Consider the following 22,048-nt stretch of genomic DNA (forward strand, 5'->3'; position numbering starts at 1 on the left):
CCGATTGCTGCCAGTAATTCGGCGCGCGCGCATCATGCGCCAGCTCGGCCGCGCGCGCCGCCTCTTCGAACGCACCCGCCGCCGATCCCCAGCGCTGCTGGTTGGCATAGGCGACGCCCAGGCATTGCCGCGCCAGCATCCCGCCGCCCTCGACGCCCCACTGGATCGCCGCCGCCTGCCCCGCCGAGGGATCGGCGGTCGCCTGATCCATGCACGCGGAGAAGCGTGGCGGCTCCTTGGTGAGGGTCGCCGCGGCGGCCGGGGCCGTCGCGTCCTGGAGGCTCAGGAGGAGGGAGAGGAGCATAGGGCAAGCACATCCTGAACGGCGCGGAGGATCAACGCGATGTCGCCTTCGCGCGAAAGCCGGTGATCGCCGTCCTTGACCAGCCATGTCTGCACCGCGTCTGAACGGAACAGCGCCGCCAGTGCGGGCGCCCGCTCCCACGGCACCTCGGCATCCTTCTGCCCCTGGAGCAGCCGCACCGGCCCGTGGAAGTCGATCGGCCCGTCCATCACCCGATTGCTCTCCCCCGCCTGCCAGAAGGCATGGGTGGTGACGGTCGGCTGGTTCGAATAGTCGGAGGGCTGCTCGATCCGGCTATATTCGACCAGGTGCAGCTTCTCCTCATGGCTGAAACCCCAATCGGTGAAGTCGGGCGCCGCGGCGATGCCCACCAGCCCCAGCACCTGTCCCGGCCGCGCCTTCGCCACCAGCAGCATGATCCATCCGCCCATCGACGATCCGACCAGCACCACCGGCCCCTGCGCCACCTGATCGATGATCCGCAGCGCGTCGTCGCGCCAGTCGGCGAGCGTCTGGTCCTCGAAATCGCCTTCGCTCTCGCCGCAGCCGGCATAGTCGAAGCGCAGAAAGGCCCGCCCGTTCGCCCGCGCCCATTCCTCCAGCGCCAGCGCCTTGGTGCCGTTCATGTCCGAGGCATAGCCGCACAGGAACACGATCGTCGGCCCCGCGCCGGGGGTATGGCGATAGGCGAGCTTCGGACGTTCCTCGGTCATGGCCATGGCTTAAGGTTCGTCCTCGATATCGGCAACGGCGCGGACGCTACCGCACATCCGCGAAGGTATTGCACTTGGACGGATCGCCGCTCTCCAGCCCGGTCCGCAGCCACTGCATCCGCTGCGCCGAGGTGCCATGGGTGAAGCTGTCGGGCACCACCCGTCCCTGCGCCTGCTTCTGGAGCGTATCGTCGCCGATCGCGTTGGCCGCCGTCATGCCTTCCTCGATGTCGCCGGGCTCGATCCGGTCGCGGTTGCGCGCCGCCCAGACGCCCGCGAAGCAATCGGCCTGGAGCTCCAGCTTGACCGACAGGCGGTTGCCCTCCGCCTCGGAAGCACGCGCCTGGGCCTGGGATACCTGGTCCGACGTGCCGAGCAGATCCTGGATATGATGCCCCATCTCATGCGCGATCACGTAATCGCGGGCGAAATCGCCCTTGGCGCCGAAGCGCTGCTCCAGCTCGTCGAAAAAGGCCGTGTCGATATACACGCCCTTGTCGCTCGGGCAGTAGAAGGGCCCGACTGCCGAGGTCGCCGCGCCGCAGCCGGTCTGAGCGCCCCCGGTGAAGAAGTTGATCGTCGCGGGCTGGTAACGCTGGCCGGCCTCCTGGAAGATCTTCTCCCAGGTCAGGTCGGTGCTGTGCATCACCCGGCACGCCTCCAGCCGGCGCTCGTTGACGCGGCAGACCTCCGAACCCGATTTGCCGGCGGTCGGCGACTGGCCGGTGCCCGCACCGCCCGTCGTCCCCAGCATCCCGCCGCCGCCCGACATCGCCAGATAGCCGAGCCCGACGATCACCAGCAGCGCGATCGAGCCGCAGCCCATCCGTCCGCCAAGGACCAGCGGCAGCAGCCCCATCAGCGGGAAGCCGCCGCCCCCTCCACCGCCGCCCGATCCCAGATCGCGCGCATTCTCGGTGGGATCGATATCGTCGAGCCGCATCGGGCACCCCTTTTCGTTCGTTCCCCGCGACAATGCCCCAGACGCGCAAGCGTTGCACCCCTCAACATAGCAGCAACTCGCCATTGCTCCTTACGCTGCGATGCGTCAGAGGACTCGCCATGGCCGATGTCGAGTCTCGCCCGCGCCGCCGCGCCCCCGGCCTTCCCCTGCCGGAGACGGTCGCGCTGGTGCTCCAGGGCGGCGGCGCGCTGGGCAGCTTCCAGGCCGGCGTGATCGAAGAGCTCGCCCAGTCGCATATCGAGGTCGATTGGGTGGCCGGCATCTCGATCGGCGCGATCAACGCGGCGCTGTTCGCCGGCAATCCGCCCGAAAAGCGCCTCGCCGCGATCAAGGCGTTCTGGGACGGCGCCACCGCCGCGCTCCCCGATTTCTCGCTGCCGCTGAACGATGCGATGCGCGAGCTCTCGCACGAATGGGCGGCCGGCATGGTGATGCTGTCCGGCGTGCCCGGTTTCTTTACGCCGCGGCTGATCCCGCCCGCCTTCGCCGTGCCGGGATCGGCGGACGCGCTCAGCTTCTACGATTCGTCTCCGCTCCGTGAGACGCTCGACAAGCTGATCGACTGGGATCTGCTCAACAACGGACCCGTCCGGCTCTCGGTAGGCGCGGTCAATCTCCACAGCGGCAATTTCCGCTATTTCGACACGCGCGACGAAAAGCTCGACGCCCGCCACATCATGGCCTCCGGCGCGCTCCCGCCCGGCCTGCCCCCGATCGAGATCGACGGCTGCCATTATTGGGACGGCGGCCTCGTATCCAACACCCCGCTGACCCATATCCTCGACCGGCAGGATTCGGAGACGCTGATCTTCCAGGTCGATCTCTTCCCCGCCGCCGCCGAGCTGCCCCGCACGATCACCGACGTCGTCGCGCGCGAGAAGGAGATCCGCTTCTCCAGCCGCACCCGCGCCGTCTCGGACGAACGGCTCAAGCTGCGGCAGGAGCGCCAGATGGTGTGCCGCCTGCTCGATCGGCTCCCGCCCGATCTGGCCGACGATCCCGAAGTCAAGAAGCTGCGCGCGCGGGTCTCCGAATATCCGGTGAGTCTGGTCCAGCTCATCTACCGCGCCAATGCCTGGGAGGGCGGCAGCCGCGACTTCGAATTCTCCGCGCGGTCGATGCACGAGCATTGGCAGGCCGGCCGCACCGCCGTCGCCGAGACGATGGCCAACGCCCAGCTCGTCGCGCAGAACATCCTCGACGGAAACACCGCCGCCTTTGATCTCACCCAGCGCTAGTTCAGGAGTATTCCATGTTCCTCAAGGGCAAGTCCGCGATCGTCACCGGCTCCACCTCGGGCATCGGCCTTGCCTATGCCAAGGCGCTCGCGGCCGAGGGCGCGTCGGTGATGATCAACGGCTTCGGCGATGCCGCCGCGATCGAGAAGGAGCGCGCGGCGCTGGAGGCGACCAGCGGCGCCAAGGCGCTCTATGATCCCGCCGACATGACCAAGCCCGATCAGATCGCGGCGATGGTCGCCCGCGCCCAGGCCGAGCTGGGCGGCGCGGACATCGTCGTCTCGAACGCCGGCATCCAGCATGTCGCGCCGATCGACGAGTTCCCGATCGAGAAGTGGGACGCGATCATCTCGATCAACCTCAGCTCGACCTTCCACCTGATGCGCGCGGCGATCCCGGGCATGAAGGCGAAGAAATGGGGCCGCATCATCAGCACCGCCTCCGCGCACAGCCTGGTCGCCAGCCCCAACAAGTCCGCCTATGTCGCCGCCAAGCACGGCATCGCCGGCCTCACCAAGACCGCTGCGCTGGAGACCGCGACCTTCGGCATCACGGTCAACTGCATCTCGCCCGGCTATGTCTGGACGCCGCTGGTGGAAAACCAGATCCCGGACACGATGAAGGCGCGCAACATGACCCGCGAGCAGGTGCTCAACGACGTGTTGCTCGATGCCCAGCCGACCAAGGAGTTCGTCCAGCCGGAACAGGTCGCGGCCTTGCTGCTCTTCCTCTGCCGGGACGAAGCCGCGCAGATCACCGGCTCCAACTATTCGATCGACGGCGGCTGGACCGCCGAGTGATCCGCGCAGCCAAGGGAAATATCGCCGGATGAAGCCGATTTTCGCCGCAGCCGCGCTTGCCGGGATGCTGGGGGGGTGCAGCGTCTATCGCGACGCGACGTCCCCGCGGATCGATCCCGGCGCGAACTGGCGCGCCGTGGCGACCGATTCGGATCGCGACAGCCTGCGCACCTGGCGTCAGGCCTGGGACGAGGCGCTGCCCGAGGCGAAGACGGCCGATAACGGCGTGATCGCCGCCGATCCGGTGCTGTTCGATCCCGATCGCGCGCTTCCCGATGCGCTGCCCCCCGCCGGCAGATATCGCTGCCGCACCTTCAAGCTGGGCAAAGCCGGCACGGCGCCGCTCGCCTTCGTCGCCTATCCCTGGTTCGAATGCAGCGTCACCGATCAGGGCCAGGCGAAGGCGCTGACCAAGCTGACCGGATCGCAGCGCCCCACCGGCCTGCTCTTCCCGGACACCGCGGCGCGCGCGATCTTCCTGGGCACGCTGGTCCTCGGCGACGAGAGCGCGCCGCTGCGCTACGGCATCGACGACGATCGCGACATCGTCGGCTATTTCGAGAAGATCGAAGCGAGACGCTGGCGCTTGGTGATGCCCTATCCCCGCTTCGAATCGAAGCTGGACGTCACCGAGCTGGTTCCAGCGGAATAGCGCCAGCATTTACGAAAACCCGTCACCCCGGCCGCACAGTGCCGGGGTGACGAAGAGGAAGGTATCTGCGCGCGCCTCCCCGGATAGCTGCACGCCGTTTGACATGCCTCGCGCCCCACGCGACACTCCCGGCTCCATGACGTGGGAAACCCTATGCTCCGGACCTTGCTGCTCGCAACCGCGATGACTCTCGCCGCGCCCGCCTCCGCCGATCCGGTGCATGACGCCACGCAAAAGGCGCTGCCCCAACTCCTCGATTTCTATCGCGACTTCCACACCAATCCCGAGCTCAGCCTGCACGAGGTCCGCAGCGCCGGCATCCTCGCCGCCGAGGCGCGCAAGGCAGGCTATGAAGTCACCGAGAAGGTCGGCGGCACTGGTGTCGTCGCGGTACTGAAGAACGGCGCCGGCCCGATCCTGCTGATCCGCGCCGACATGGACGGGCTCCCGGTGGTCGAGCAGACCGGCCTCCCCTTCGCCTCCAAGGTCCGCGCCACCACCGAGGAAGGGATCGAGACCGGCGTGATGCACGCCTGCGGCCATGACACCCATATGGCGAGTTGGATCGGCACGCTGCGCAATCTCGCGGCGATGAAATCTGAGTGGCACGGCACGCTGGTGATGATCGCCCAGCCCGCCGAGGAGCGCGGCATGGGCGCCCGCATGATGCTCGAGGACGGGCTGTTCACCCGCTTCCCCAAGCCGCAATACGCCCTCGCCTTCCACGACAGCGCCAGCCAGCCCGCCGGGCAGATCGGCGTGACTTCGGGCTATGCGCTGGCGAACGTCGACTCGGTCAACATCGTCGTGAAGGGCGTGGGCGGCCACGGTGCCTATCCGCACACCACCAAGGATCCGATCGTCCTCGCCGCGCGCATCGTCACCACGCTCCAGACTTTGGTCAGCCGCGAGGTCGATCCCCAGCAGCCCGCCGTCGTCACCGTCGGCAGCATCCAGGGCGGCTCGAAGCACAATATCATCGGCAGCGAAGTGACGATGCTGCTCACTGTGCGCAGCTTCACGCCCGAGGTGCGCAAGCAGCTCCTCGACGGCATCGCCCGCATCGCCAAAGGCGAGGCGATCGCGGCGGGCGTGCCCGAGGACCGCATGCCCGAAGTGACGATCCAGAACGAGTTCACCCCCGCAACCTACAACACCCCGCCGCTTTCCGGCCGCCTGCTCACCCTGTTCACCGGCCGCTTCGGGCGTGACCGCGTGGTCGAGACGCCCTCGGTGATGGGCGGCGAGGATTTCGGCCGCTATTATCTCGCCGACAAGTCGATCGAGAGCACGATCTTCTGGGTCGGCGGCGTGCCCCGGGACAAATGGGATGCGGCACAGGCCGGCAAGGCCAGCCTCCCCTCGCTTCACAGCGCCTATTGGGCGCCCGACGCCGAAGCCGTGATCGCCACCGCGACCGAGGCGATGACCGCCGCGGCGCTGGACATCCTCAAGAAGTGACGCAATCGGCCTCATCCCTACGATGAGGCCGATACCGCCAGCGGACTATCCCGCCAGCTTCCCGATCTCGGCGAGCAGCGCGTCGCGCAGCGCCTTGCCTCCGGCGCCGTCAAGCGGCATCCCCTCGCCCGCGCCGAACCGCGCGAAGACCACGCGCCGCGCGCCCTTGTCGGCCCAGCCGACGAACCAGCCGAGCAACGGACCCTGGTTCACCCGTCCCGTCGCATCCTTGAGCCGGCCGCTGCCGGTCTTGCCGTGCACCGTCCAGCCGCCCGAGCCCTCGAATACCGGGATCACGCTTTCGGCCTTCGCATGCGCCGAGGCCGAGACCAGCCGGTGTGCCAGCATCCGCCGCAGGAACGCCACCTGCTCGTCGGGCGAGATGGCGAGCGACGTGCCGAGCCACGCCTCGCTCAACCCGTCCCGCTTGCCCGGATTGCCCGAAAGGTCGCGATTGCCATAGCCGAAGCGGTCCACATAGGCCTGGAAGCGCGGCATCCCCAGCCGCGCGGTGATCTCGCGCGAATACCAGACCACCGAGTTCGTCTCCCACGAAGCCGGATCGGTCCGCTGCCGCTCCACGTCGCGGCTCGCGCGGTGGCGCGCGGGATCATAGTCCCAGGCCGCATGGTGCGCGTCCTGGAGGATCCCGCTGTCGAAGCCCATCAAGGCCAAGGGAATCTTGAAGGTCGAGCAGGGCGTGAACCGGGTCGCGGCAAGCCCGGAACGATGGATCATCCGTCCGGTGGCACCGTCCGCCACCACGGTCGCGCGCAGCCGCCGCGCCGCCGGCGCGGCGGCACCCACGCCCGGAAAACCTGCGATTGCCCCGCCCGCGCCCAGCAATAGGGTTCCCGCAAAAGTCCGCCGATCGAGTTTCATGCCCACTGCCCTCCTTGGTTACAGGCACTCGATTAAGGCGCCGGAGCACGGCCCCGCAAAGGATCATAGCTGGCAGGAGCCATTAGATAATCTTATGCATCGGCGATGGTCCGCCCGCACCTCCCCCTCAACGCGCTCCGCGCCTTCGAGGCGTCGGCCCGCCATCTCAGCTTCACCCGCGCCGCAATCGAGCTTTGCGTCACCCAGGCGGCGATCAGCCACCAGGTGAAGGGACTGGAAGCACGGCTCGGCGTCCGGCTCTTCCGCCGCCTGCCGCGCGGCCTGGCGCTCACCGACGAGGGGCAGGCGCTGCTGCCCGCACTCGCCGAGAGCTTCGATCGCATCGCCGAGCTGGTCGAGGGCCTGGCCGAGGGCACCGCGGCGCAGCTCCTCTCGGTCGCCGCGGTCGGCACCTTCGCGGCGGGCTGGCTGATGCCGCGCCTCCCCGCCTTCCGCGCCGCTCACCCGCGCATCGACCTGCGGCTGTTCACCAACAACAACCGGGTCGATCTGGCCGGCGAGGGCCTCGACTATGCGATCCGCTTCGGCGACGGCGCCTGGCATGGCACCGAGGCACTGCCGCTGATCGAGACTCCGCTCACCCCGCTCTGCACCCCGGCGCTGGCCCGTGAGCTCCACGAACCCCGCGACCTGCTCGCCCGCCCGCTGCTCCGGTCCTACCGCGCCGACGAATGGCCGCGCTGGTTCGCCGCCGCCGGCCTCGCCGCGCCGACGCTGCGCGGCCCGGTCTTCGATTCCTCGCTGGTAATGGCCGAGGCGGCGATGCAGGGCCTGGGCGTCGCGCTCGCCCCGCCCGCGATGCTCGCCCGCCGTATCGAGCAGACCGCGCTGGTTCGCCCCTTCGCGCTGGAGGTGCCGGCGGGCCGCTACTGGCTCACCTGGCTCAAGTCGCGCACGCCGAGCCCGGCGATGACGGCATTCCGCGAATGGATCGTGACGGAGAACGGCTTCTAGCCCATCGCCACCGCGTCCAGAGCATCCTCGCGCTTCTCCGGCCGGATATAGATCGAGCTCAATTGCGGCAGCTTCGCCTTCAGCCGCGCCTCGATCCGCTCGATCAGGCTCTCGGCCTCGCCCATCGGCAGCGTGTCGGCGAAGTCCGCGCTGATCGCGACGAACACCCGGTCGGGCGCGGTGTGGATCGTCCGGACATGATTGACCGCGGTAATGCAGGGCTCGGCCTCCAGCATCGCGCGCACCTCGCGGATCAGCGCCGGATTGGCCCGCTCGCCGATCAGCAACCCCTTGGCCTCGCGCGCCAGCAGCGCCGCGACGCCCGCCAGGATCACCCCGATCACGATCGACGCCCAGCCATCGATCCGCGGATCGCCCCAGGCATGGCTCGCCCACACCCCGGTCGCCGCCACGATCAGCCCCGCCAGCGCCGCCGAATCTTCGAACAGCACGATGAACGTCGCCGGATCCTTCGAATTGCGCACCGCCTGCCACCAGGACGCATCGTCCTTCGCCGCCGCGAACTCGCGCATCGCGATCGTCCAGGAGGTGCCCTCCAGGAGGAAGGCGACGCCGAGCACGACATAGTTCACCAGCGGATCGTGCAGCGGCTCGGGATCGGCGATATGCAGCCAGCCCTCATAGACCGACACGCCCGAGCCCAGCCCGAAGATCAGAATCGCGACGACGAACGCCCAGAAATAGAGTTCGCGGCCATAGCCGAACGGATGCTCCGCATCCGCTGGCCGCTTGGCGCGATACTGGCCGTAGAGCAGCAGGCCCTGGTTGCCGGTATCCACCATCGAATGGACGCCCTCGGTAAGCATCGAGGACGAACCGGTGATCGCCGCCGCGATGAACTTCGCGACGGCGATCCCCAGATTGGCGAGCAGGGCCGCATAGAGGACGATATCGGCGCGCCATCCCGACGCGGGAGACGCCCCCACTAGCTAGCGGACCTCAACCAAGGCCGATTCTGGACAATATCCTGCCCACTATCCCCCGGTTGCCGGCGGCGAGCTTCTTCTCGGCCTTGGCATCATAGCCCGAGCTTTCGGGCGGCTCGTGATTATGCACCGGCTGGGTCGATGCGGGCGGGTCCGAAGCATCCATCGATTCGTCGAGCGCACGGTCCAGCCGTGCCTCCTTGCTCTCCGGATTGCGTTCGAGCCGTTCAAGGATCGACTTGTCCGCGCCGGCGTCCTTGGGTGTGGAAGACGGCTTGGTTTCGTCGCTTTCGGGTCCGGGCGCCACGGCCATCGCGTCGAGCGCCGGATCAATCGGGTTGGCGTCCATCATGTTCACTCTCCTGAGCGTTGCCCTGCTGTAACGACCACCCCCTGAGTCGCGTTCCCGACAGGAAACACGGCGGACGCAAAAGAAAACCGGCCCGGCGATCTCTCGCCGGGCCGGTGATTTCACATCCGTTCTGCCGGAGCCTAGTTCCGCTGGCTGCCGAACAGGCGCAGCAGGAAGAGGAACATGTTGATGAAGTCGAGATAGAGGTTCAGCGCCCCCATGATCGCGACCTTGCCCTGCTCGCGGGTACCCGCGACATAGGCGTACATGCTCTTGATCTTCTGCGTGTCATAGGCCGTCAGCCCCGCGAAGATCAGCACGCCGAGCACGCTGATCACCAGGCTCATCATGCCCGATTGCAAGAACAGGTTGACGATCGACGCCACGATCAGGCCCACCAGCCCGATGATGAGGAACGTGCCGAACGCCGACAGATCCTTCTTCGTGGTGTAGCCCCACAGGCTCAGCGCGCCGAAACCGGCGGCCGTGCCGAAGAACACCTGCGCGATCGACGTATCGGTATAGGCGAGGAAGATCGTCGACAGCGATGCGCCGAGCAGCCCCGCATAGGCGAAGAACAAGGTCTTCAGCGTCGATTCGGACATGCGGCCCTGGCCGAAGCTCATCGCGAACACGATCGCCAGCGGCGAGAGCGTGACGATCCAGCCGAGCAGGGTCGGCGAATATCCGCGCTCGGTGGCCTGGAACAGCACGCTCTGCAGCGCCTCGACCTTGCCGAACAGCAGCGCGACGATGCCCGTCAGCAGCACGCCCGAGAGCATGTAGTTGTAGACCGACAGCATATAGGCTCTGAGCCCCGCATCATACGAAGCGGCACGTGCACCCGCTGTCGCATAGGGCGCGGCGCTCGTCCGGGGATCCGACCAGTTTGCCATTCAAAACTCCTTTGCCCGGCACATCTGCCGGATGACGGGAATATCGCCCTCGCCGGGCCTGTTTTCAAGTAAAACCGGTTCGCGCATGGGGCAGGCCTGGTTAAGGAAGAGCGCATCATGCACCGCCTGTTCGTCGGCATCCGTCCCCCAGCCGCCATTCGCGCGCAATTGCTGAGCCTTATGGGCGGCGTGCCCGGCGCGCGCTGGCAGAGCGACGCGCAGCTCCATTGCACGCTGCGCTTCATCGGCGAGGTGGACCGCCACGCGGCCGAGGACATCGCGGTCGCGCTCGGCACCGTGCGCTTCCCCGCCTTCGAGATCGCGCTGGACGGCGTCGGCCAGTTCGACAGCCGCGGCCGCCCCAATGCGCTCTGGGCGGGCCTGCGTCCGCACGACGCGCTGACCCAACTCCACCACAAGATCGACCAGGCGATCGTCCGCGCCGGCCAGGAGCCCGAGCGCCGCGCCTATCTGCCGCACATCACCCTGGCCCGGATGAACGCCGCCGCCGGCACCACCGATCGCTTCCTCGAAACGCATGCGGGCCTCGCGAGCGCGCCGTTCGCGGTGGAGCATTTCCTGCTGTTCGAAAGCACGCTGGGGCGCGAAGGCGCGGTTTACGAGGCGGTGGAGCGGTATCCGCTGGGCGGGTAAATTCCGACCCAGACCATCGCCCTTGCAATGTAGGATTTGAGGGCAGATCGAAGGACCGGCTCTTTCTCATCGTCCAGACCCACCAGAAGCACGCGACCCACGTAGCAAAGGCGCGCGCGTAGAGAGTCAAATGAGTCAACCGACAGGCCGGGTCGGCGTCCAGGCATCGGTGCCAGGCAGCAACCGAAAACCCCATGGAGAGTCAAATGAGTCAACCGGCGAGTCAACCGCCCTCCCGCATCAGCATCGCCACCAGCGCATCGGCCGCCGCGCTGACATCGCCCCACACTTCGTCGAAATCCGCCTCGCCGCCATAATAGGGATCGCGCACCCCCTGACCCGCCCGCCCCGGCACAGGGTCCATCAGCAGCGCGATGCGGGCGCTCGCATCGGCCGGCGCGATCGCGTGGAGGTCGCGCAGGTTCTGCGGATCGAGCGCCAGGATATGGTCGAACTCCCGGAAATCGGCGCGGCGCACCTGCCGGGCGCGCTGGCCTGAAATATCCACGCCGTAGCGCCGCGCCACGGCCTGGGAGCGCCGATCGGGCGGATCGCCGGCATGCCAGCCGCCGGTCCCCGCCGAATCGGCCACCACCGCGACGCCCGCCCGCGCCGCCGCCGCGACGAACGCCGCCTCGGCCAGCGGCGAACGGCAGATATTGCCCAGGCAGACGAACAGGAAGGAGGGCGGACGCATCGTTGGAAAAGCCTCTTTCGTAAATACGGTATGTTCTGTTAGCCTCCCTCCCAGAACATAAAAGGGAGAGAGATGATGGCGTCAGCGGCCCCTGTGCCTGCCGAGACGAAGGCCGGTCCCTATGCCTGGTATGTGCTGGGGCTGTTGCTGCTGGTCTATATCCTCAATTTCGTCGATCGCCAGATCCTCTCGATCCTGGCCGACGACATCAAGCGCGACCTGGGGCTGAAGGATCAGGATATCGGCTTCCTATACGGCACCGCCTTCGGCGTCTTCTATGCGTTGTTCGGCATCCCGCTCGGCCGGCTGGCCGATAGCTGGCACCGGGTGCGGCTGATGACGCTGGGGCTGGCGCTGTGGTCGACGATGACCGCGCTGTCGGGCTTCGCGCGGAGCGGCACCGCGCTGTCGCTCGCCCGCATCGGCGTCGGCGTCGGCGAGGCGACCGCGAGCCCCGCCGCCTATTCGCTGATCTCGGACTGGTTCCCCAAGCGGCTGCGCGCCACCGCGCTCGCGATCTACTCCTCCGGCATCTATCTGGGCGGCGGCTTCTCGCTCTTCATCGGTGCGCTGATCGTCCAGAAATGGAACCTCGCCTATCCCGGCGGCGGGCCGCTGGGGCTGGTCGGCTGGCAGGCGGCCTTCCTCGCCGTCGGTATCCCCGGCCTGATCGTCGCGGCGTGGATCTTCACCCTGCGCGAGCCGGTACGCGGCCATTCCGAAGGGATCGCGACGCCGCCTCACCCCGCCCCGTTCCGCGCCTTCCTGAACGAGCTGCTCACCATCGTCCCGCCCTTCACCCTGATCGGCGCGGCACAGGGCGGCGCGGCCGTGCTGGTCCGCAACGTCGCGGTGCTGCTGCTGATCGCCGCGATCGTCACCGGCCTGGTGTGGCTCGGCGAGCCGATCCCGCAATGGGTCGCGGTCGGCATCGGCGTCTATGCGGTCTATAGCTGGGCGGTGGCGCTCAAGCGCCGCGATCCGCCGACCTATGCGCTGATCGTCGGCAGCCCGGCCTTTCTGTGCGTGGTCGTGGCCTATGGCCTGAACGCCTTCCTGGCCTATTCGGTCGCCGCCTTCGCGCCGAGCTTCGTGCGCCGCACCTTCGATATTCCGCCCGAGCATCTCGGCCAGGTCGGCTTCTGGATCGGCGCCCCGGCGGCGCTGGCGGGCTTCCTGGGCATCACCCTGGGCGGCCGGGTGGCGGACGCGCTGCGCGAGCGCAGCCCGGTGGGGCGCATCCACGTCATCCTGTTCGGCTGCGTGGCGCCGGTGCTGCCGATCGTCCTCACCTTCACCGCGAGCAGCCAGGCGATGTTCTACGTCATGCTGCCGATCGCGCAGTTCCTCACCTGCGGCGCGCTCGGCGCGGCAGCCGCGACGACGCAGGATCTGGTGCTGCCCCGGATGCGCGGCACGGCCACCGCCGCCTTCTTCATCGGCACGACGCTGCTGGGGCTGGCGCTCGGCCCCTATCTTGCCGGCCGCGTCTCGACGCTGACTGGCGACCTGGCGACCGGCGTGCTCTCGCTGCTCGTCACGCTGCCGGTAGCGCTCGCGGCGATCCTGGGCGCCTATCGCTGGCTGCCCGGCGCCGAGGCGACGCGCGAGGCGCGTGCCCGGGCGGCGGGAGAACCGATCTGATGCGCTACATCGCGTGGAAGACGCCGCAGGCGATCCGCCCGCCGCTGTTGCCCGAGGGATCGGTCTTGTAGTCGTCGGCATTGGCATGGATCACCAGCGCCGCGCCGTCCTCGTCCATCAGCCCGGCGAAGGTGCCGCCGGCAAGAGTGAAGATGGTGCGATCGGCGCCGTCCTCGCCGACCTGGAGATTGGGCAGATCGCCGGCATGCGGACCCATCGGATTGTCCTTGCCATGCTGGTGCGTCGTCGGGTTCCAATGCCCGCCCGCGCTGGCGAAATCGGGCCCTTCGCACTTGCCGACGGCGTGGACATGCGTGCCGTGCGTGCCCTGGGGCAGGCCGTGCGCCTCCACGATCACGCGGATCGCGCCGTCGATCTCCTCGGCCACCGCCTTGCCGACGTCCTTGCCGTCCGCGGTGCGCAGATCGGCCTGGGCGCGGAAATGCCCGGCCATGTAGCGCGCATTCTTCTCGGGGCTCGTGCATCCCCCCGCCAGCAGCAACACGGCAATCGCTGCCGCCCCCATCCGCAGACCTGTCATGGCATCCAAACTCCCGCTGATAACCTATCGCAACGTAATGGCCGCATCGGCGGCCGGTTCCAAGGGGCTTGGGGCCACAGGTGCCCCACATTCGCCGTCCTGCTTGCCGCTGACGCTGCCAACGCCCAGAATGATCTTCGCCCGCCGCTCGAAGGTGAGCGCCTGCCACCGCCCGCTGTTGCCGATCGCGGTGCGGCTGCGCAGGAAGGTGAGGTGCAGCATCTCATACTGCTCGGGATCGACCAGCCCCGTGTCGATCATGCAGCTCCAGTGCCGCACGTTCCAGGCATAGTCGCGCTTGATCCCATCCTGGTCGATCGTCTCGGACAGGGCATTGTACCAGGCGACAATCGCCCGCAGCCGCGGCAGGCGCTCCTCCGCCGGCATCGCCGCGAGCTTGGCGCGCAGCCGGGCGATGTCCTCGTCGGCGGGCAGGCCGCCCTGCTGGACGCGGGTATCGATCGCCCAGCGGACCTTGCGCATCGTCATCGGCCCCACCGGGAACACGCGCCGCAGATCGAGCCGCACCTGATCGAGCAGCGCGACATAGAAGTCGGTCTGGACCTGGAGCATCCGGTCGTCCTCGAACAGCGCGGTCAGCTCGGCTTCGAGCACCGGGCCGAGCTTGCCCGCCGCATCCTCCGCCGCGAGGATACCGTCGCGGCATTTGTCGCGGACCGGCACCGCCAGGCAATGCTTCGAGAAGAGCAGCTTGCCATAGGTCGGCGCCAGCGCCTTCAATGCGCGCTTGAACTTGCGGCGCGAATGGAATCCGTCGCGCCATGCCTGGAGCACCGGCTGGAGGCTGCCGGTGCCGTAATTCCATTGCGACATGCCGACCGAGATGAGCTGGCTGTCGAAATTGCCCGCCGGCATCGCCCAGCAGCCCATCGTCTCGGGGATCGACGTCTCGGCCATGCGGGCGAAGATCGCCGCGCGATCCAGGCCGATCTCGGCCAGCCGGGCGGTGGCCTCGGCATCGATCCGGATGAACTGCCCCTCGCCGGACTGGCTGACGCTGTCCTCCACCGGCCGGCACTGGGCCAGCGCCGTGCCGGGGGCGAGCGACAGGAACGCGCCGGCAAGCGCGATCGCCAGCCGCGCGCCCCGCGCCATGCTCAATCCTCGGCCGCGATCGTCACGCGCAGCCCGTCCAGCGCATCGGTGAACGGAATCTGGCACGAGAGCCGCGACTGTTCGTTGCGGTCCGACGAACTGTCGAGCAGGTCGTTCTCGTCCTCGCTCATCGGCGGGAGTTTGGCCGCAAATTCCGGATCGACATGGACATGGCAGGTCGCGCAACTGCAGCAGCCGCCGCACAGGGCGAGCAGCTCGTCGAACCCATTGTCGCGGATCACCTCCATCACGCTCAACCCCGCCTCGCCAGCGACTTCGCGTTCTTCCCCTTCCCTGGTGACGACGATAAGCTTGGGCATGAAGATCTCCTTGTTCGGCCAAGTCCATGCCGCCGATCCCACACAAGTTCAAGGATGCCGCCGATGGGCCTGAGCGCCGCGCAGCTAAGGGCGTCGATCGACGCGCTGGCGGGGATCGAGCCGGCCTTCGCGGCAGCGCTGGAGCGCGCCGGCTATCCCGAGCCGCGCATCCGGGAGCGGGGCCATGAGACGCTGCTGCGCACGATCATCGGCCAGCAGGTGAGCGTCGCCGCCGCGCAATCGATCTGGAACAAGCTGGCGGATGCGCTGGGCGACCTCACCGATCCCGCCACGATCGCCGCCGCCCCGGACGAAGCGCTGCGCGCCGCGGGCCTGTCGCGCCAGAAGGCCGGCTATGCCCGCAGCCTGGCCGAGGAAGTGACCAGCGGCCGGCTGGATCTCGCCCATCTGCCAGGGGACGATGAGGAAGCGATCGCCGCGCTTACCCGGATCAAGGGCATCGGCCGCTGGTCCGCCGAAATCTACCTGCTCCTTGCGGAAGGACGTCCGGACGTCTGGCCCGCCGGCGACCTGGCGGTGCAGGTCGAGATCGGCCGCATCCTGGGCCATGCCGAGCGGCCGAGCGAGAAACTGACTCGCGCCCTCGCCGAACCCTGGCGGCCGCATCGCGGCGCGGCGGCGATCTTCGCCTGGCATCACTACAAGGTAGATATGGCGGTGATCTAGATTCGTATCCGATCAGCTTTGCACGAACCGTCACGCCAGGCCTGCGACCGGCTATCAGGCACTTCCCCGGCGAAGGCCGGAGCCCAGTTGCGATGCGATGGAGGCGTCGTCCTATCGCTTCGGCTGCGTGGAAACTGGGCCCCGGCCTTCGCCGGGGAAGTGCTTCGATATCGGTGGATCAGGCTCCAAGGCGGGGGTTCGGCCGACCCGATCGATTGACACGGTTGACACCAGTATTGCGAAAAACCCTTCCTTCCCGGATTCCGCGTTTTTCGAGACCTCGACAATGAGAAAGAGCCGATCCTCTCGATCGGCGCCGAAATCCTATTTTGCAAGATGGACACTCCATTTCCGTCACCCCGGCCGAAGCCGGGCAACGGAGGAAGCGGAAGCTCGCCCTAAGCGCCGATCGCCTCCAGCCCCATCGCGATCGCGCCGAGCGGGCCGGCCAGCGAGCCGAGACCCGGCGGTCCCAGCCTGCGGTCCAGATCGGCGGCATAGGCAGCCAGCGAGCCATAGCCGCCCAGGCTCTCGGCCAGCCGCGCGCGCAGGCGGGGAAACAGATGCTCGCGCGCCGCGATCACGCCGCCGCCGATGGCGATGCGCTCGGGCGCCGCGGTCGCGACCAGATTGTGGAGCAGCCCGCCCAGATCATGGACGAACAGATCCCATTGCGGCCCGTCGTCGGGCAGTTCCTTGCCCGGCCGGCCGAAGCGCTCGGCAAGCGCGGGGCCGGCGATCAGCCCCTCGACGCAGTCGCCATGGAAGCGGCACCAGCCCGGATAGGTGTCGCCGGGCAGGCGCGGCACCCGCATATGCCCCGCCTCGCCATGCGCGACGCCCTGCACGGGCCGCCCGCCGGCGATCATGCCGACGCCGACGCCGGTGCCGATCGTGATATAGACATGCGTGGCCATGCCCTGCGCGGCGCCCCAGCGGCCTTCCGCGATCGCGGCGCCGTTGACGTCGGTCTGGAAGCCGAGCGGCCGGGCGTAGCGCGCCTTCAGCCGGTTCGCGAGATCGGTGCCGGTCCAGCCGGGCTTGGTGGTGGCGGTGATCGATCCGAAATCGGGCATCGCCGGGTTGAGCTCCAGCGGCCCGAAGCTGGCGACGCCGATCGCGTCGAATTCCCAGCCGTCGAGCACCGCCTCGATCGCGGCGAGCGTCGTGGCAGGATCGGTGGTGGGGATCGTCTCGCGGGCGCGGATATCGCCGGGGCCGGCCGCCAGCAGCGCGACGCATTTGGTGCCGCCGAGCTCCAGCCCGGCAATCAACGGAGATGGGTTCATGGCTCGGAGCTAGCCTAGTCGCGCTGCGGGCGCAAAAGGGGGATCGTATCGATCGTGGACCCGGCCCTTGAGAGCCGCCTCAGAATGGTTTTACCACCACCAGGATAGCGATGCATGCGGCCGACGAGGCAATGAATGCCGCGATGTGGACGGCTCGCATGCGTGTCTGCAACGGGTCGCCCCTTCGCAGCCGCCGGAGCCTGCCGGACTGGACGCCATGCAGCCCCGTCAAGGCGAGGACGAGGACGAGCTTCCCCCACAGCCACGGACTTCCGAACCAGCCCCCCTCCGCGGCGATCGCGGCACCCGTCAGCCAGACGAAGAGCATCGCCGGCACGGTGACGCGGCGATCCCAGTGGGAGGCGAGTGCCACCGCCCCGGCATCGCCGCGCTGGCCGGCCGCCACGGCGAAGGACTGCGAGAACAGGCCGCCGATGAAGAGCAGGACGCAAGCCACATGCACCGCCTTCACCCAGAGATACGGCATCATGGCCGCATCTCCCGCCCGGCGAGGATCGCCTGCTTTCGTCGCAGCAGGCCGGCGTTGAGAAAGCCCCCGAACGGAACGAAGGCGGCGAAGCCCAACCGCGCTATCTCACGCCGGGACCAGCCGCCGCCCGAGACGGTAGCGATCATGCTCCAGGCATAAGCGACGAACGCCGCGCCATGCACCGGTCCCATGATCCTCGTCGCCAGCGAATAGCCGAACGCATGCTTGAGCGGCACCGCGACCAGCAGGAGGATCAGGAGCGTGCTGGCCTCGACGAAGGAGGCCAGGCGCAGCTTCCGGATCTGCGCCAGATCTTCGGCGGTTGCCGCAAGGGCGGCCGACTGCGGCATGCGATTGTCTCCAGGGGATTATAGATTCGCGGGATCGGCGCCGCTGCGGCGCAGCAGCGCGACGAGCGCATTCTGGGCGCGCCGGTCAGCTTCGGGATCGTGATGAAAGCGCATCGAGCTGTGATGCGCGAGATAGATGCCGCAGAGTTCCCACACGACCTGATCCACGTCCCCCGCATGCAGATGGCCCAGATCGACCGCCTGCCGAACATGGGTGCGAAGCAGTTCCCGCCATTCCTCGTCCAGCGCGGCCACGCGATCGCGAACCATGCCTGCTGCATCGTCGAGCTCGAACAGCGCGGCGGCAATGGGACAGCCGCCACGCAATCCCGCCCGCGCCGACCAGCCGAACCACAAGCCCACCAGAGCCATCAGGCGTGGCAGCCCTTCCGCATTGCGCATCGCCGGTTCGACGATATGGTTTCGCGCGATCCGCGCGGTTTCCTCGATCAGTGCAAGCTCCAACGCTTCACGCGACCGGAAATGCGCGAACAAGCCGCTCTTCGACAGGCCGGTCGCCTCGGCCAAGCGCCCGATCGTGACCGACGCCAGCCCGCCCTGGCTCAGCGTTTGCAGCCCCTCTCCGATCACTCTCGCTCGAGTCGTTTCCGCTTTCATTTTGCTCCAGTACGAACGTTCGTGCTATTTTGCAAGCGCAGCGCATCTTTACCGAGGGGGCGGAACCGGATCGCTTCGCTCCCATCGTCCTGGCGAAAGGTTTGGATCGACAGGATCGCAAAGCAAAAAAGAGCCGCCCGAAGGCGGCTCAGATGCGGAAGGGTTGGTTGGGAACGGTCAGAAGCGTCCGCGCAGGCCGATCATGACCTGACGGCCCGGATCGTAGACGGTGAACGCCGCATTCTCGAACTGGAAATAGTTGCGCTGCTGTTCCTTGGTCAGGTTGATGACGTCCAGGGTCAGCTCCGGTGCCCATTTCATGTCGAATATCTCGGCGAAGTCGACGCTCGCGGAGAGATCGTACTGCTGGTAATCGTCCGAATAGAGCCGGGCGAGCGCGATGCCGTTCTGGTTCGGATCGGACTGGACCGTGCCGCGCTGGAACGTGGTCGACAGGCGGACGCTGATCCCGCCATGCTCGTAATAGCCGGTCAGGTTGTACGTCACCGGCGACACGCCCACCGCGACCGCCGGGGCCGCGCCCGAACCGGTCTGGTCGATCAGCGTCAGGTTCGCGTTGAAGCCGAAGCCGTTCACGCCGAGATAGCGGCCGATCAGGAAATCGAGCGGCTGCACCCAGTTCACTTCGAGGCCGTTGACCTTCAGCGTGCCGGTGGCGTTGACCTGCTGCTGGAGCACGACCGTCGCGCTGCCGGGGCCGCCGCGGGCGTCGATCGCGGCCTGCTGGGTGGGCGACAGCGTGTCATAGGTCACGCCGTAGGCCGCCAGTGCCGAGAAGGGCGCGGTGGTGGTGCCGTTGGTGGTGAAGCCGGTCACCGCCTTGCGGAAGGCGGTGAAGCCGACATAGCCTTCCTTGCCCGTATAATATTCGAAGCCGAGATCGAAATTGGTCGAGATATACGGGGTGAGCGACGGATTGCCGACCGTGCCGATATCGGCCGAGGGGCTGGTGAAGCTCAGGCCCGGCAGCATCGTGTTGGGATTGGGCCGGGTCATCGTCTTCGATGCCGCCGCGCGCACCACCGCATTGTCGGTGATGTGAAAGGCCGCGCTCGCCGAGGGCAGCCAGTTCTCATAGTCGCTCTCGGTGAAGACGTTGTTGACGAGGTTCGGATAGCAGGCGCCGTCGCGCGGGTTGCCGGTGCCCGGGCAGGCATTGGGCAGCGGGCCGGCGCCGTCCGGATCCTGCGAATTGCGGGGATCGCTGATCGAGACGCGGCCGCCGATCGTCTGGTTGGTGTGCACATAGCGCAGGCCGGCATTATAGGTGATGTTGCCGCCGCCCAGCGGCATGTCGCCATTCACCTCGGCATAGGCGCCGATCACCTTTTCGCGGACATAGCCGCCGCTGGCGCCGGTGTTGGACGAGCCGGCCTCGGGCGCGGAATCATGGAAGGCGTCGTAGTTCGAAGCCGCCTTGAACTTGTCCCAATCGACGGTGACGAAGCCGCTCGGCCCCGGCATCAGGAAGCTGGGAAGCTGCGCGTTCGAGATCAGCGAGCCGCCATAGCTGATGGGACCGGGCATGCCGGCGGTAAAGCCGGTGCCATAGCCGGGATAGGTGGGATAGCCGGTGGGCGCGGCACCGGGCTGGACCAGGCCGTTGCAGGGCGGCTGGGTGTTCGGCGCGGGCAGGTTCACATTGGGATTGTTGCCGCACACGGCGTTCTGCCAGGCTTGGCTGTTGTCGAACGCGCTGATCCGGCGCGAGGTGTCGTCATAGGCGGCGCCCGCCTTGATGTTGAAGACGCTGTCGCCCCAGGTCAGGTTGCCGCGGGCGCCCTTGGTCTCGGTGCGGCGGCGCTCGTCCTGGATGTTCACGCGGCCGCCGGGCCAGCCGAAATTGGCGGGGTTGTTGAGATCGATATTGGTGGTGACGCTCGGGAAGTCGCCGCCGGTGTTGTCGTAGTTCACCGTGACGCCCGAATTGGCCGGGGTCAGCACGACGACGCTGGGCGATTCGCGGTGGAAGTCGCTCCAGGTGTAATTGCCCTGCAGGTCGAACTTCAGCCTGTCGCCGATCTCCCATTCGATGCCCGGATTGACGCCCCAGAACTTGGTCGTTTCCAGATGCGGGCGATATTCGAGGAAGAACTGGGCGGCGGCATAGGTGCCCTTGGTCGCCACGCAGCCCGCGCTGCAATCGTCGCGGTCATATTCGGTGTTGAGCGGGATGAAGGCGCCGTTGCGGCCGACCCAGTTCATGTCGATGCGCTGGAGCTTGTTGTTCTTGTAGCCGTACATGCCGTCGACATAGGCGCGGAAGCCGTCGCCCTTATATTCGAGGCTGGCGATCGCGTTGATCCGGTCCTTGGTGCCCCATTCGTCCATCGGACGGCCGAGGCGCGGCAGGATGCCGTTGTCGATCTGCTGGAGCGTGGCGCCGGGATTGTTGGCCAGCAGGAACGCCTGGTCGATCGCCGCACCGGTGGTGAGGCCGTTGCCGGCATTGGCCGGGACGGTGGGCGGGATCGTCCAGTTGCCGCCGCCGGTGGTGTTGCAGCTCGCGGCGCATTGCGCGGCGGTCAGGTTCGGATTGGTCCAGCCGATCGTCTCATAGCCGGTCGAGCGCACCTGGTTGCGCACGCCGGCCACGCCCACCAGCACGCCGAAATCGCCCATCGTGGTGCTGGCGAGCAGCGAGCCGCGATAGCCGTATTTGTCGGTGTTGGTGTTCTTGGTGAGCTGCGCGCCATAGGTGACGTGCGTGCCCTCGCGATCGAACGGACGGGCGCTGCGCATGTTGACGGTGCCGGCGGCGCCGCCTTCCACCGTGTCGGCGATGCCGCTCTTGTTCACCGTCAGCGAGGTGAACAGCTCGGTCGGGAACATGTCGAGATCGACTTCGCGGTTGGTGTTCTGCGCGTCGGTACGGCCGGTGGAGGCAACCGCGACGGGCGCGCCGTTCAGCAGGACGCGGGTGAAATTGGTGCCCAGGCCGCGGATCTGGACGTTCAGGCCCTCGCCGGTGACTTCGCGGCTGATCGTGACGCCGGGGATGCGATTGAACGATTCGGCGATGTTAGTGTCGGGAAACTTGCCGATATCCTCGGCGAAGATCGAATCGGTGAAGCCGGTCGAGTTCTTCTTGGCGTTGGTCGAGCTTTCGAGCGAGGCGCGATAGCCGGTGACGACGATCTCCTGCTCGACGTTCGGCACCTGATCGGCCGGGGGCGTCTGGGCGGTCGTATCGGGCGCGGTCTGCGCCAGGGCCGGCCAGGCGGTGCCGGCAAGCAGGACCGCGCCGAGCGCCGCGGCGCGGCGCGCAGTGATAGAACGTGCAATTCGAGCGTGCATTGTCCCCTCCTCCAAAGCCTCTAACGGGCCATATGCTCCACCGCTGGGATGCGATGTTAGCGGTCACAAGGGCTATGCCCGGTCCTCGAATCTGTCAACTCATACATTTGCGCACCTGGAGTTCGGAGACGGATCAACCA

The 22,048-nt window shown here is 67.6% G+C and carries 23 protein-coding genes and 1 pseudogene; 8 read left to right on the top strand and 16 right to left on the bottom strand.

From position 1 onward, the window contains the following. From HB724_RS16275 to HB724_RS16285, 3 genes and pseudogenes are all read right to left on the bottom strand, one after another. A pseudogene (locus HB724_RS16275) lies at positions 1–304 on the bottom strand (hypothetical protein); the annotation flags it as partial. After that, positions 283–1,017 carry an alpha/beta hydrolase gene (locus HB724_RS16280; RefSeq protein WP_256731570.1) on the bottom strand — a complete coding sequence of 245 codons (735 nt, stop codon included), beginning with the start codon at positions 1,015–1,017 and terminating at the stop codon, positions 283–285. The pseudogene HB724_RS16275 and the gene HB724_RS16280, both read right to left, overlap by 22 nt. 46 nt (positions 1,018–1,063) lie before the next feature. Continuing rightward, the gene (locus HB724_RS16285) at positions 1,064–1,960 is read right to left on the bottom strand and encodes a neutral zinc metallopeptidase (protein ID WP_213982001.1); all 897 of its coding nucleotides are present in this window, start codon (positions 1,958–1,960) and stop codon (positions 1,064–1,066) included. A 119-nt stretch (positions 1,961–2,079) separates the two neighbouring features. Here HB724_RS16285 and HB724_RS16290 point away from each other — a divergent pair, with 119 nt between their 5' ends. The 4 genes from HB724_RS16290 to HB724_RS16305 all read left to right on the top strand — a co-directional run bounded on the left by HB724_RS16290 (position 2,080) and on the right by HB724_RS16305 (position 6,132). Next, positions 2,080–3,219 carry a patatin-like phospholipase family protein gene (locus HB724_RS16290; RefSeq protein WP_213982002.1) on the top strand — a complete coding sequence of 380 codons (1,140 nt, stop codon included), beginning with the start codon at positions 2,080–2,082 and terminating at the stop codon, positions 3,217–3,219. 14 nt (positions 3,220–3,233) lie between these two features. Beyond that, positions 3,234–4,019 carry a 3-hydroxybutyrate dehydrogenase gene (locus HB724_RS16295; protein ID WP_213982003.1) on the top strand — a complete coding sequence of 262 codons (786 nt, stop codon included), beginning with the start codon at positions 3,234–3,236 and terminating at the stop codon, positions 4,017–4,019. A gap of 28 nt (positions 4,020–4,047) precedes the next feature. After that, entirely contained in the window at positions 4,048–4,671 is a 624-nt protein-coding gene (locus HB724_RS16300; RefSeq protein ID WP_213982004.1) for a DUF4893 domain-containing protein, read from the top strand. Positions 4,672–4,824: 153 nt separating this feature from the next. Next, entirely contained in the window at positions 4,825–6,132 is a 1,308-nt protein-coding gene (locus HB724_RS16305; RefSeq protein WP_213982005.1) for an amidohydrolase, read from the top strand. Between the two features lie 45 nt (positions 6,133–6,177). Here HB724_RS16305 and blaOXA read toward each other — a convergent pair whose 3' ends face one another. Next, positions 6,178–7,014: a class D beta-lactamase gene (gene blaOXA / locus HB724_RS16310; protein ID WP_213982006.1), complete on the bottom strand. Its 837-nt coding sequence runs from the start codon at positions 7,012–7,014 to the stop codon at positions 6,178–6,180. Between the two features lie 105 nt (positions 7,015–7,119). On the opposite strand from blaOXA, the gene HB724_RS16315 reads away from it, so the two are divergent. Further along, positions 7,120–7,989, top strand: a complete 870-nt coding sequence (locus tag HB724_RS16315; protein WP_213982007.1) for a LysR family transcriptional regulator — start codon at positions 7,120–7,122, stop codon at positions 7,987–7,989. On the opposite strand, the gene HB724_RS16320 is transcribed toward HB724_RS16315, so the two are convergent. From HB724_RS16320 to HB724_RS16330, 3 genes are all read right to left on the bottom strand, one after another. Beyond that, on the bottom strand, positions 7,986–8,936 hold the full coding sequence (locus HB724_RS16320; RefSeq protein WP_213982008.1) for a cation diffusion facilitator family transporter: 951 nt from the start codon (positions 8,934–8,936) through the stop codon (positions 7,986–7,988). The genes HB724_RS16315 and HB724_RS16320 overlap by 4 nt on opposite strands. A gap of 13 nt (positions 8,937–8,949) precedes the next feature. Further along, positions 8,950–9,288, bottom strand: a complete 339-nt coding sequence (locus tag HB724_RS16325; RefSeq protein WP_213982009.1) for a hypothetical protein — start codon at positions 9,286–9,288, stop codon at positions 8,950–8,952. A gap of 140 nt (positions 9,289–9,428) precedes the next feature. Further along, on the bottom strand, positions 9,429–10,184 hold the full coding sequence (locus tag HB724_RS16330) for a Bax inhibitor-1/YccA family protein (protein WP_213982010.1): 756 nt from the start codon (positions 10,182–10,184) through the stop codon (positions 9,429–9,431). Between the two features lie 117 nt (positions 10,185–10,301). Here HB724_RS16330 and thpR point away from each other — a divergent pair, with 117 nt between their 5' ends. Then, positions 10,302–10,838 carry an RNA 2',3'-cyclic phosphodiesterase gene (gene thpR, locus HB724_RS16335; protein ID WP_213982011.1) on the top strand — a complete coding sequence of 179 codons (537 nt, stop codon included), beginning with the start codon at positions 10,302–10,304 and terminating at the stop codon, positions 10,836–10,838. Between the two features lie 223 nt (positions 10,839–11,061). Here the strand turns inward: thpR and HB724_RS16340 are convergent, their stop codons facing one another. Next, on the bottom strand, positions 11,062–11,535 hold the full coding sequence (locus HB724_RS16340) for a low molecular weight protein-tyrosine-phosphatase (RefSeq protein ID WP_213982012.1): 474 nt from the start codon (positions 11,533–11,535) through the stop codon (positions 11,062–11,064). A 75-nt stretch (positions 11,536–11,610) separates the two neighbouring features. On the opposite strand from HB724_RS16340, the gene HB724_RS16345 reads away from it, so the two are divergent. Continuing rightward, on the top strand, positions 11,611–13,179 hold the full coding sequence (locus tag HB724_RS16345) for an MFS transporter (protein WP_213982013.1): 1,569 nt from the start codon (positions 11,611–11,613) through the stop codon (positions 13,177–13,179). Positions 13,180–13,183: 4 nt separating this feature from the next. Here the strand turns inward: HB724_RS16345 and HB724_RS16350 are convergent, their stop codons facing one another. The 3 genes from HB724_RS16350 to HB724_RS16360 are packed head-to-tail and all read right to left on the bottom strand — an operon-like array spanning position 13,184 to position 15,156. Continuing rightward, positions 13,184–13,720 carry a superoxide dismutase family protein gene (locus HB724_RS16350; RefSeq protein WP_256731571.1) on the bottom strand — a complete coding sequence of 179 codons (537 nt, stop codon included), beginning with the start codon at positions 13,718–13,720 and terminating at the stop codon, positions 13,184–13,186. A gap of 24 nt (positions 13,721–13,744) precedes the next feature. Beyond that, positions 13,745–14,836: a hypothetical protein gene (locus HB724_RS16355; protein ID WP_213982014.1), complete on the bottom strand. Its 1,092-nt coding sequence runs from the start codon at positions 14,834–14,836 to the stop codon at positions 13,745–13,747. Positions 14,837–14,838: 2 nt separating this feature from the next. After that, positions 14,839–15,156, bottom strand: a complete 318-nt coding sequence (locus HB724_RS16360; protein WP_213982015.1) for a 2Fe-2S iron-sulfur cluster-binding protein — start codon at positions 15,154–15,156, stop codon at positions 14,839–14,841. A 63-nt stretch (positions 15,157–15,219) separates the two neighbouring features. On the opposite strand from HB724_RS16360, the gene HB724_RS16365 reads away from it, so the two are divergent. Next, positions 15,220–15,843 (top strand): DNA-3-methyladenine glycosylase 2 family protein, encoded by a 624-nt coding sequence (locus HB724_RS16365; RefSeq protein ID WP_213982016.1) that lies wholly within the window; start codon positions 15,220–15,222, stop codon positions 15,841–15,843. 398 nt (positions 15,844–16,241) lie between these two features. On the opposite strand, the gene HB724_RS16370 is transcribed toward HB724_RS16365, so the two are convergent. The 5 genes from HB724_RS16370 to HB724_RS16390 all read right to left on the bottom strand — a co-directional run bounded on the left by HB724_RS16370 (position 16,242) and on the right by HB724_RS16390 (position 21,908). Continuing rightward, a complete protein-coding gene (locus HB724_RS16370; RefSeq protein WP_213982017.1) occupies positions 16,242–17,132 on the bottom strand; it encodes an ROK family protein in 891 nt (296 codons plus the stop codon). A gap of 79 nt (positions 17,133–17,211) precedes the next feature. Then, positions 17,212–17,622, bottom strand: a complete 411-nt coding sequence (locus tag HB724_RS16375) for a CopD family protein (RefSeq protein ID WP_213982018.1) — start codon at positions 17,620–17,622, stop codon at positions 17,212–17,214. Then, positions 17,619–17,972 (bottom strand): DUF3817 domain-containing protein, encoded by a 354-nt coding sequence (locus HB724_RS16380; RefSeq protein WP_213982019.1) that lies wholly within the window; start codon positions 17,970–17,972, stop codon positions 17,619–17,621. Before HB724_RS16380 ends, HB724_RS16375 begins: the two co-directional genes overlap by 4 nt. An 18-nt stretch (positions 17,973–17,990) precedes the next feature. Next, positions 17,991–18,590, bottom strand: coding sequence for a TetR/AcrR family transcriptional regulator (locus HB724_RS16385; RefSeq protein WP_213982020.1), 600 nt, complete (start codon positions 18,588–18,590; stop codon positions 17,991–17,993). Positions 18,591–18,767: 177 nt separating this feature from the next. After that, on the bottom strand, positions 18,768–21,908 hold the full coding sequence (locus tag HB724_RS16390; RefSeq protein ID WP_213982021.1) for a TonB-dependent receptor: 3,141 nt from the start codon (positions 21,906–21,908) through the stop codon (positions 18,768–18,770). Positions 21,909–22,048: the final 140 nt, after the last annotated feature.

Origin of the sequence: Sphingomonas sp. dw_22, assembly GCF_018449795.1 — a bacterium.
Lineage (GTDB): Bacteria > Pseudomonadota > Alphaproteobacteria > Sphingomonadales > Sphingomonadaceae > Sphingomonas.

Coding starts and splice junctions, on each gene's coding strand:
- HB724_RS16290 (WP_213982002.1), top strand. CDS start 2,080: ATGGCCGATGTCGAGTCTCGCCCGCGCCGCCGCGCCCCCGGCCTTCCC.
- HB724_RS16380 (WP_213982019.1), bottom strand. CDS start 17,972: ATGCCGCAGTCGGCCGCCCTTGCGGCAACCGCCGAAGATCTGGCGCAG.
- HB724_RS16360 (WP_213982015.1), bottom strand. CDS start 15,156: ATGCCCAAGCTTATCGTCGTCACCAGGGAAGGGGAAGAACGCGAAGTC.
- HB724_RS16330 (WP_213982010.1), bottom strand. CDS start 10,184: ATGGCAAACTGGTCGGATCCCCGGACGAGCGCCGCGCCCTATGCGACA.
- HB724_RS16370 (WP_213982017.1), bottom strand. CDS start 17,132: ATGAACCCATCTCCGTTGATTGCCGGGCTGGAGCTCGGCGGCACCAAA.
- HB724_RS16345 (WP_213982013.1), top strand. CDS start 11,611: ATGGCGTCAGCGGCCCCTGTGCCTGCCGAGACGAAGGCCGGTCCCTAT.
- HB724_RS16355 (WP_213982014.1), bottom strand. CDS start 14,836: ATGGCGCGGGGCGCGCGGCTGGCGATCGCGCTTGCCGGCGCGTTCCTG.
- HB724_RS16305 (WP_213982005.1), top strand. CDS start 4,825: ATGCTCCGGACCTTGCTGCTCGCAACCGCGATGACTCTCGCCGCGCCC.
- HB724_RS16300 (WP_213982004.1), top strand. CDS start 4,048: ATGAAGCCGATTTTCGCCGCAGCCGCGCTTGCCGGGATGCTGGGGGGG.
- HB724_RS16280 (WP_256731570.1), bottom strand. CDS start 1,017: ATGACCGAGGAACGTCCGAAGCTCGCCTATCGCCATACCCCCGGCGCG.
- HB724_RS16390 (WP_213982021.1), bottom strand. CDS start 21,908: ATGCACGCTCGAATTGCACGTTCTATCACTGCGCGCCGCGCCGCGGCG.
- HB724_RS16385 (WP_213982020.1), bottom strand. CDS start 18,590: ATGAAAGCGGAAACGACTCGAGCGAGAGTGATCGGAGAGGGGCTGCAA.
- HB724_RS16375 (WP_213982018.1), bottom strand. CDS start 17,622: ATGATGCCGTATCTCTGGGTGAAGGCGGTGCATGTGGCTTGCGTCCTG.
- HB724_RS16315 (WP_213982007.1), top strand. CDS start 7,120: ATGGTCCGCCCGCACCTCCCCCTCAACGCGCTCCGCGCCTTCGAGGCG.
- thpR (WP_213982011.1), top strand. CDS start 10,302: ATGCACCGCCTGTTCGTCGGCATCCGTCCCCCAGCCGCCATTCGCGCG.
- HB724_RS16285 (WP_213982001.1), bottom strand. CDS start 1,960: ATGCGGCTCGACGATATCGATCCCACCGAGAATGCGCGCGATCTGGGA.
- HB724_RS16350 (WP_256731571.1), bottom strand. CDS start 13,720: ATGACAGGTCTGCGGATGGGGGCGGCAGCGATTGCCGTGTTGCTGCTG.
- HB724_RS16365 (WP_213982016.1), top strand. CDS start 15,220: ATGGGCCTGAGCGCCGCGCAGCTAAGGGCGTCGATCGACGCGCTGGCG.
- HB724_RS16295 (WP_213982003.1), top strand. CDS start 3,234: ATGTTCCTCAAGGGCAAGTCCGCGATCGTCACCGGCTCCACCTCGGGC.
- HB724_RS16325 (WP_213982009.1), bottom strand. CDS start 9,288: ATGATGGACGCCAACCCGATTGATCCGGCGCTCGACGCGATGGCCGTG.
- blaOXA (WP_213982006.1), bottom strand. CDS start 7,014: ATGAAACTCGATCGGCGGACTTTTGCGGGAACCCTATTGCTGGGCGCG.
- HB724_RS16340 (WP_213982012.1), bottom strand. CDS start 11,535: ATGCGTCCGCCCTCCTTCCTGTTCGTCTGCCTGGGCAATATCTGCCGT.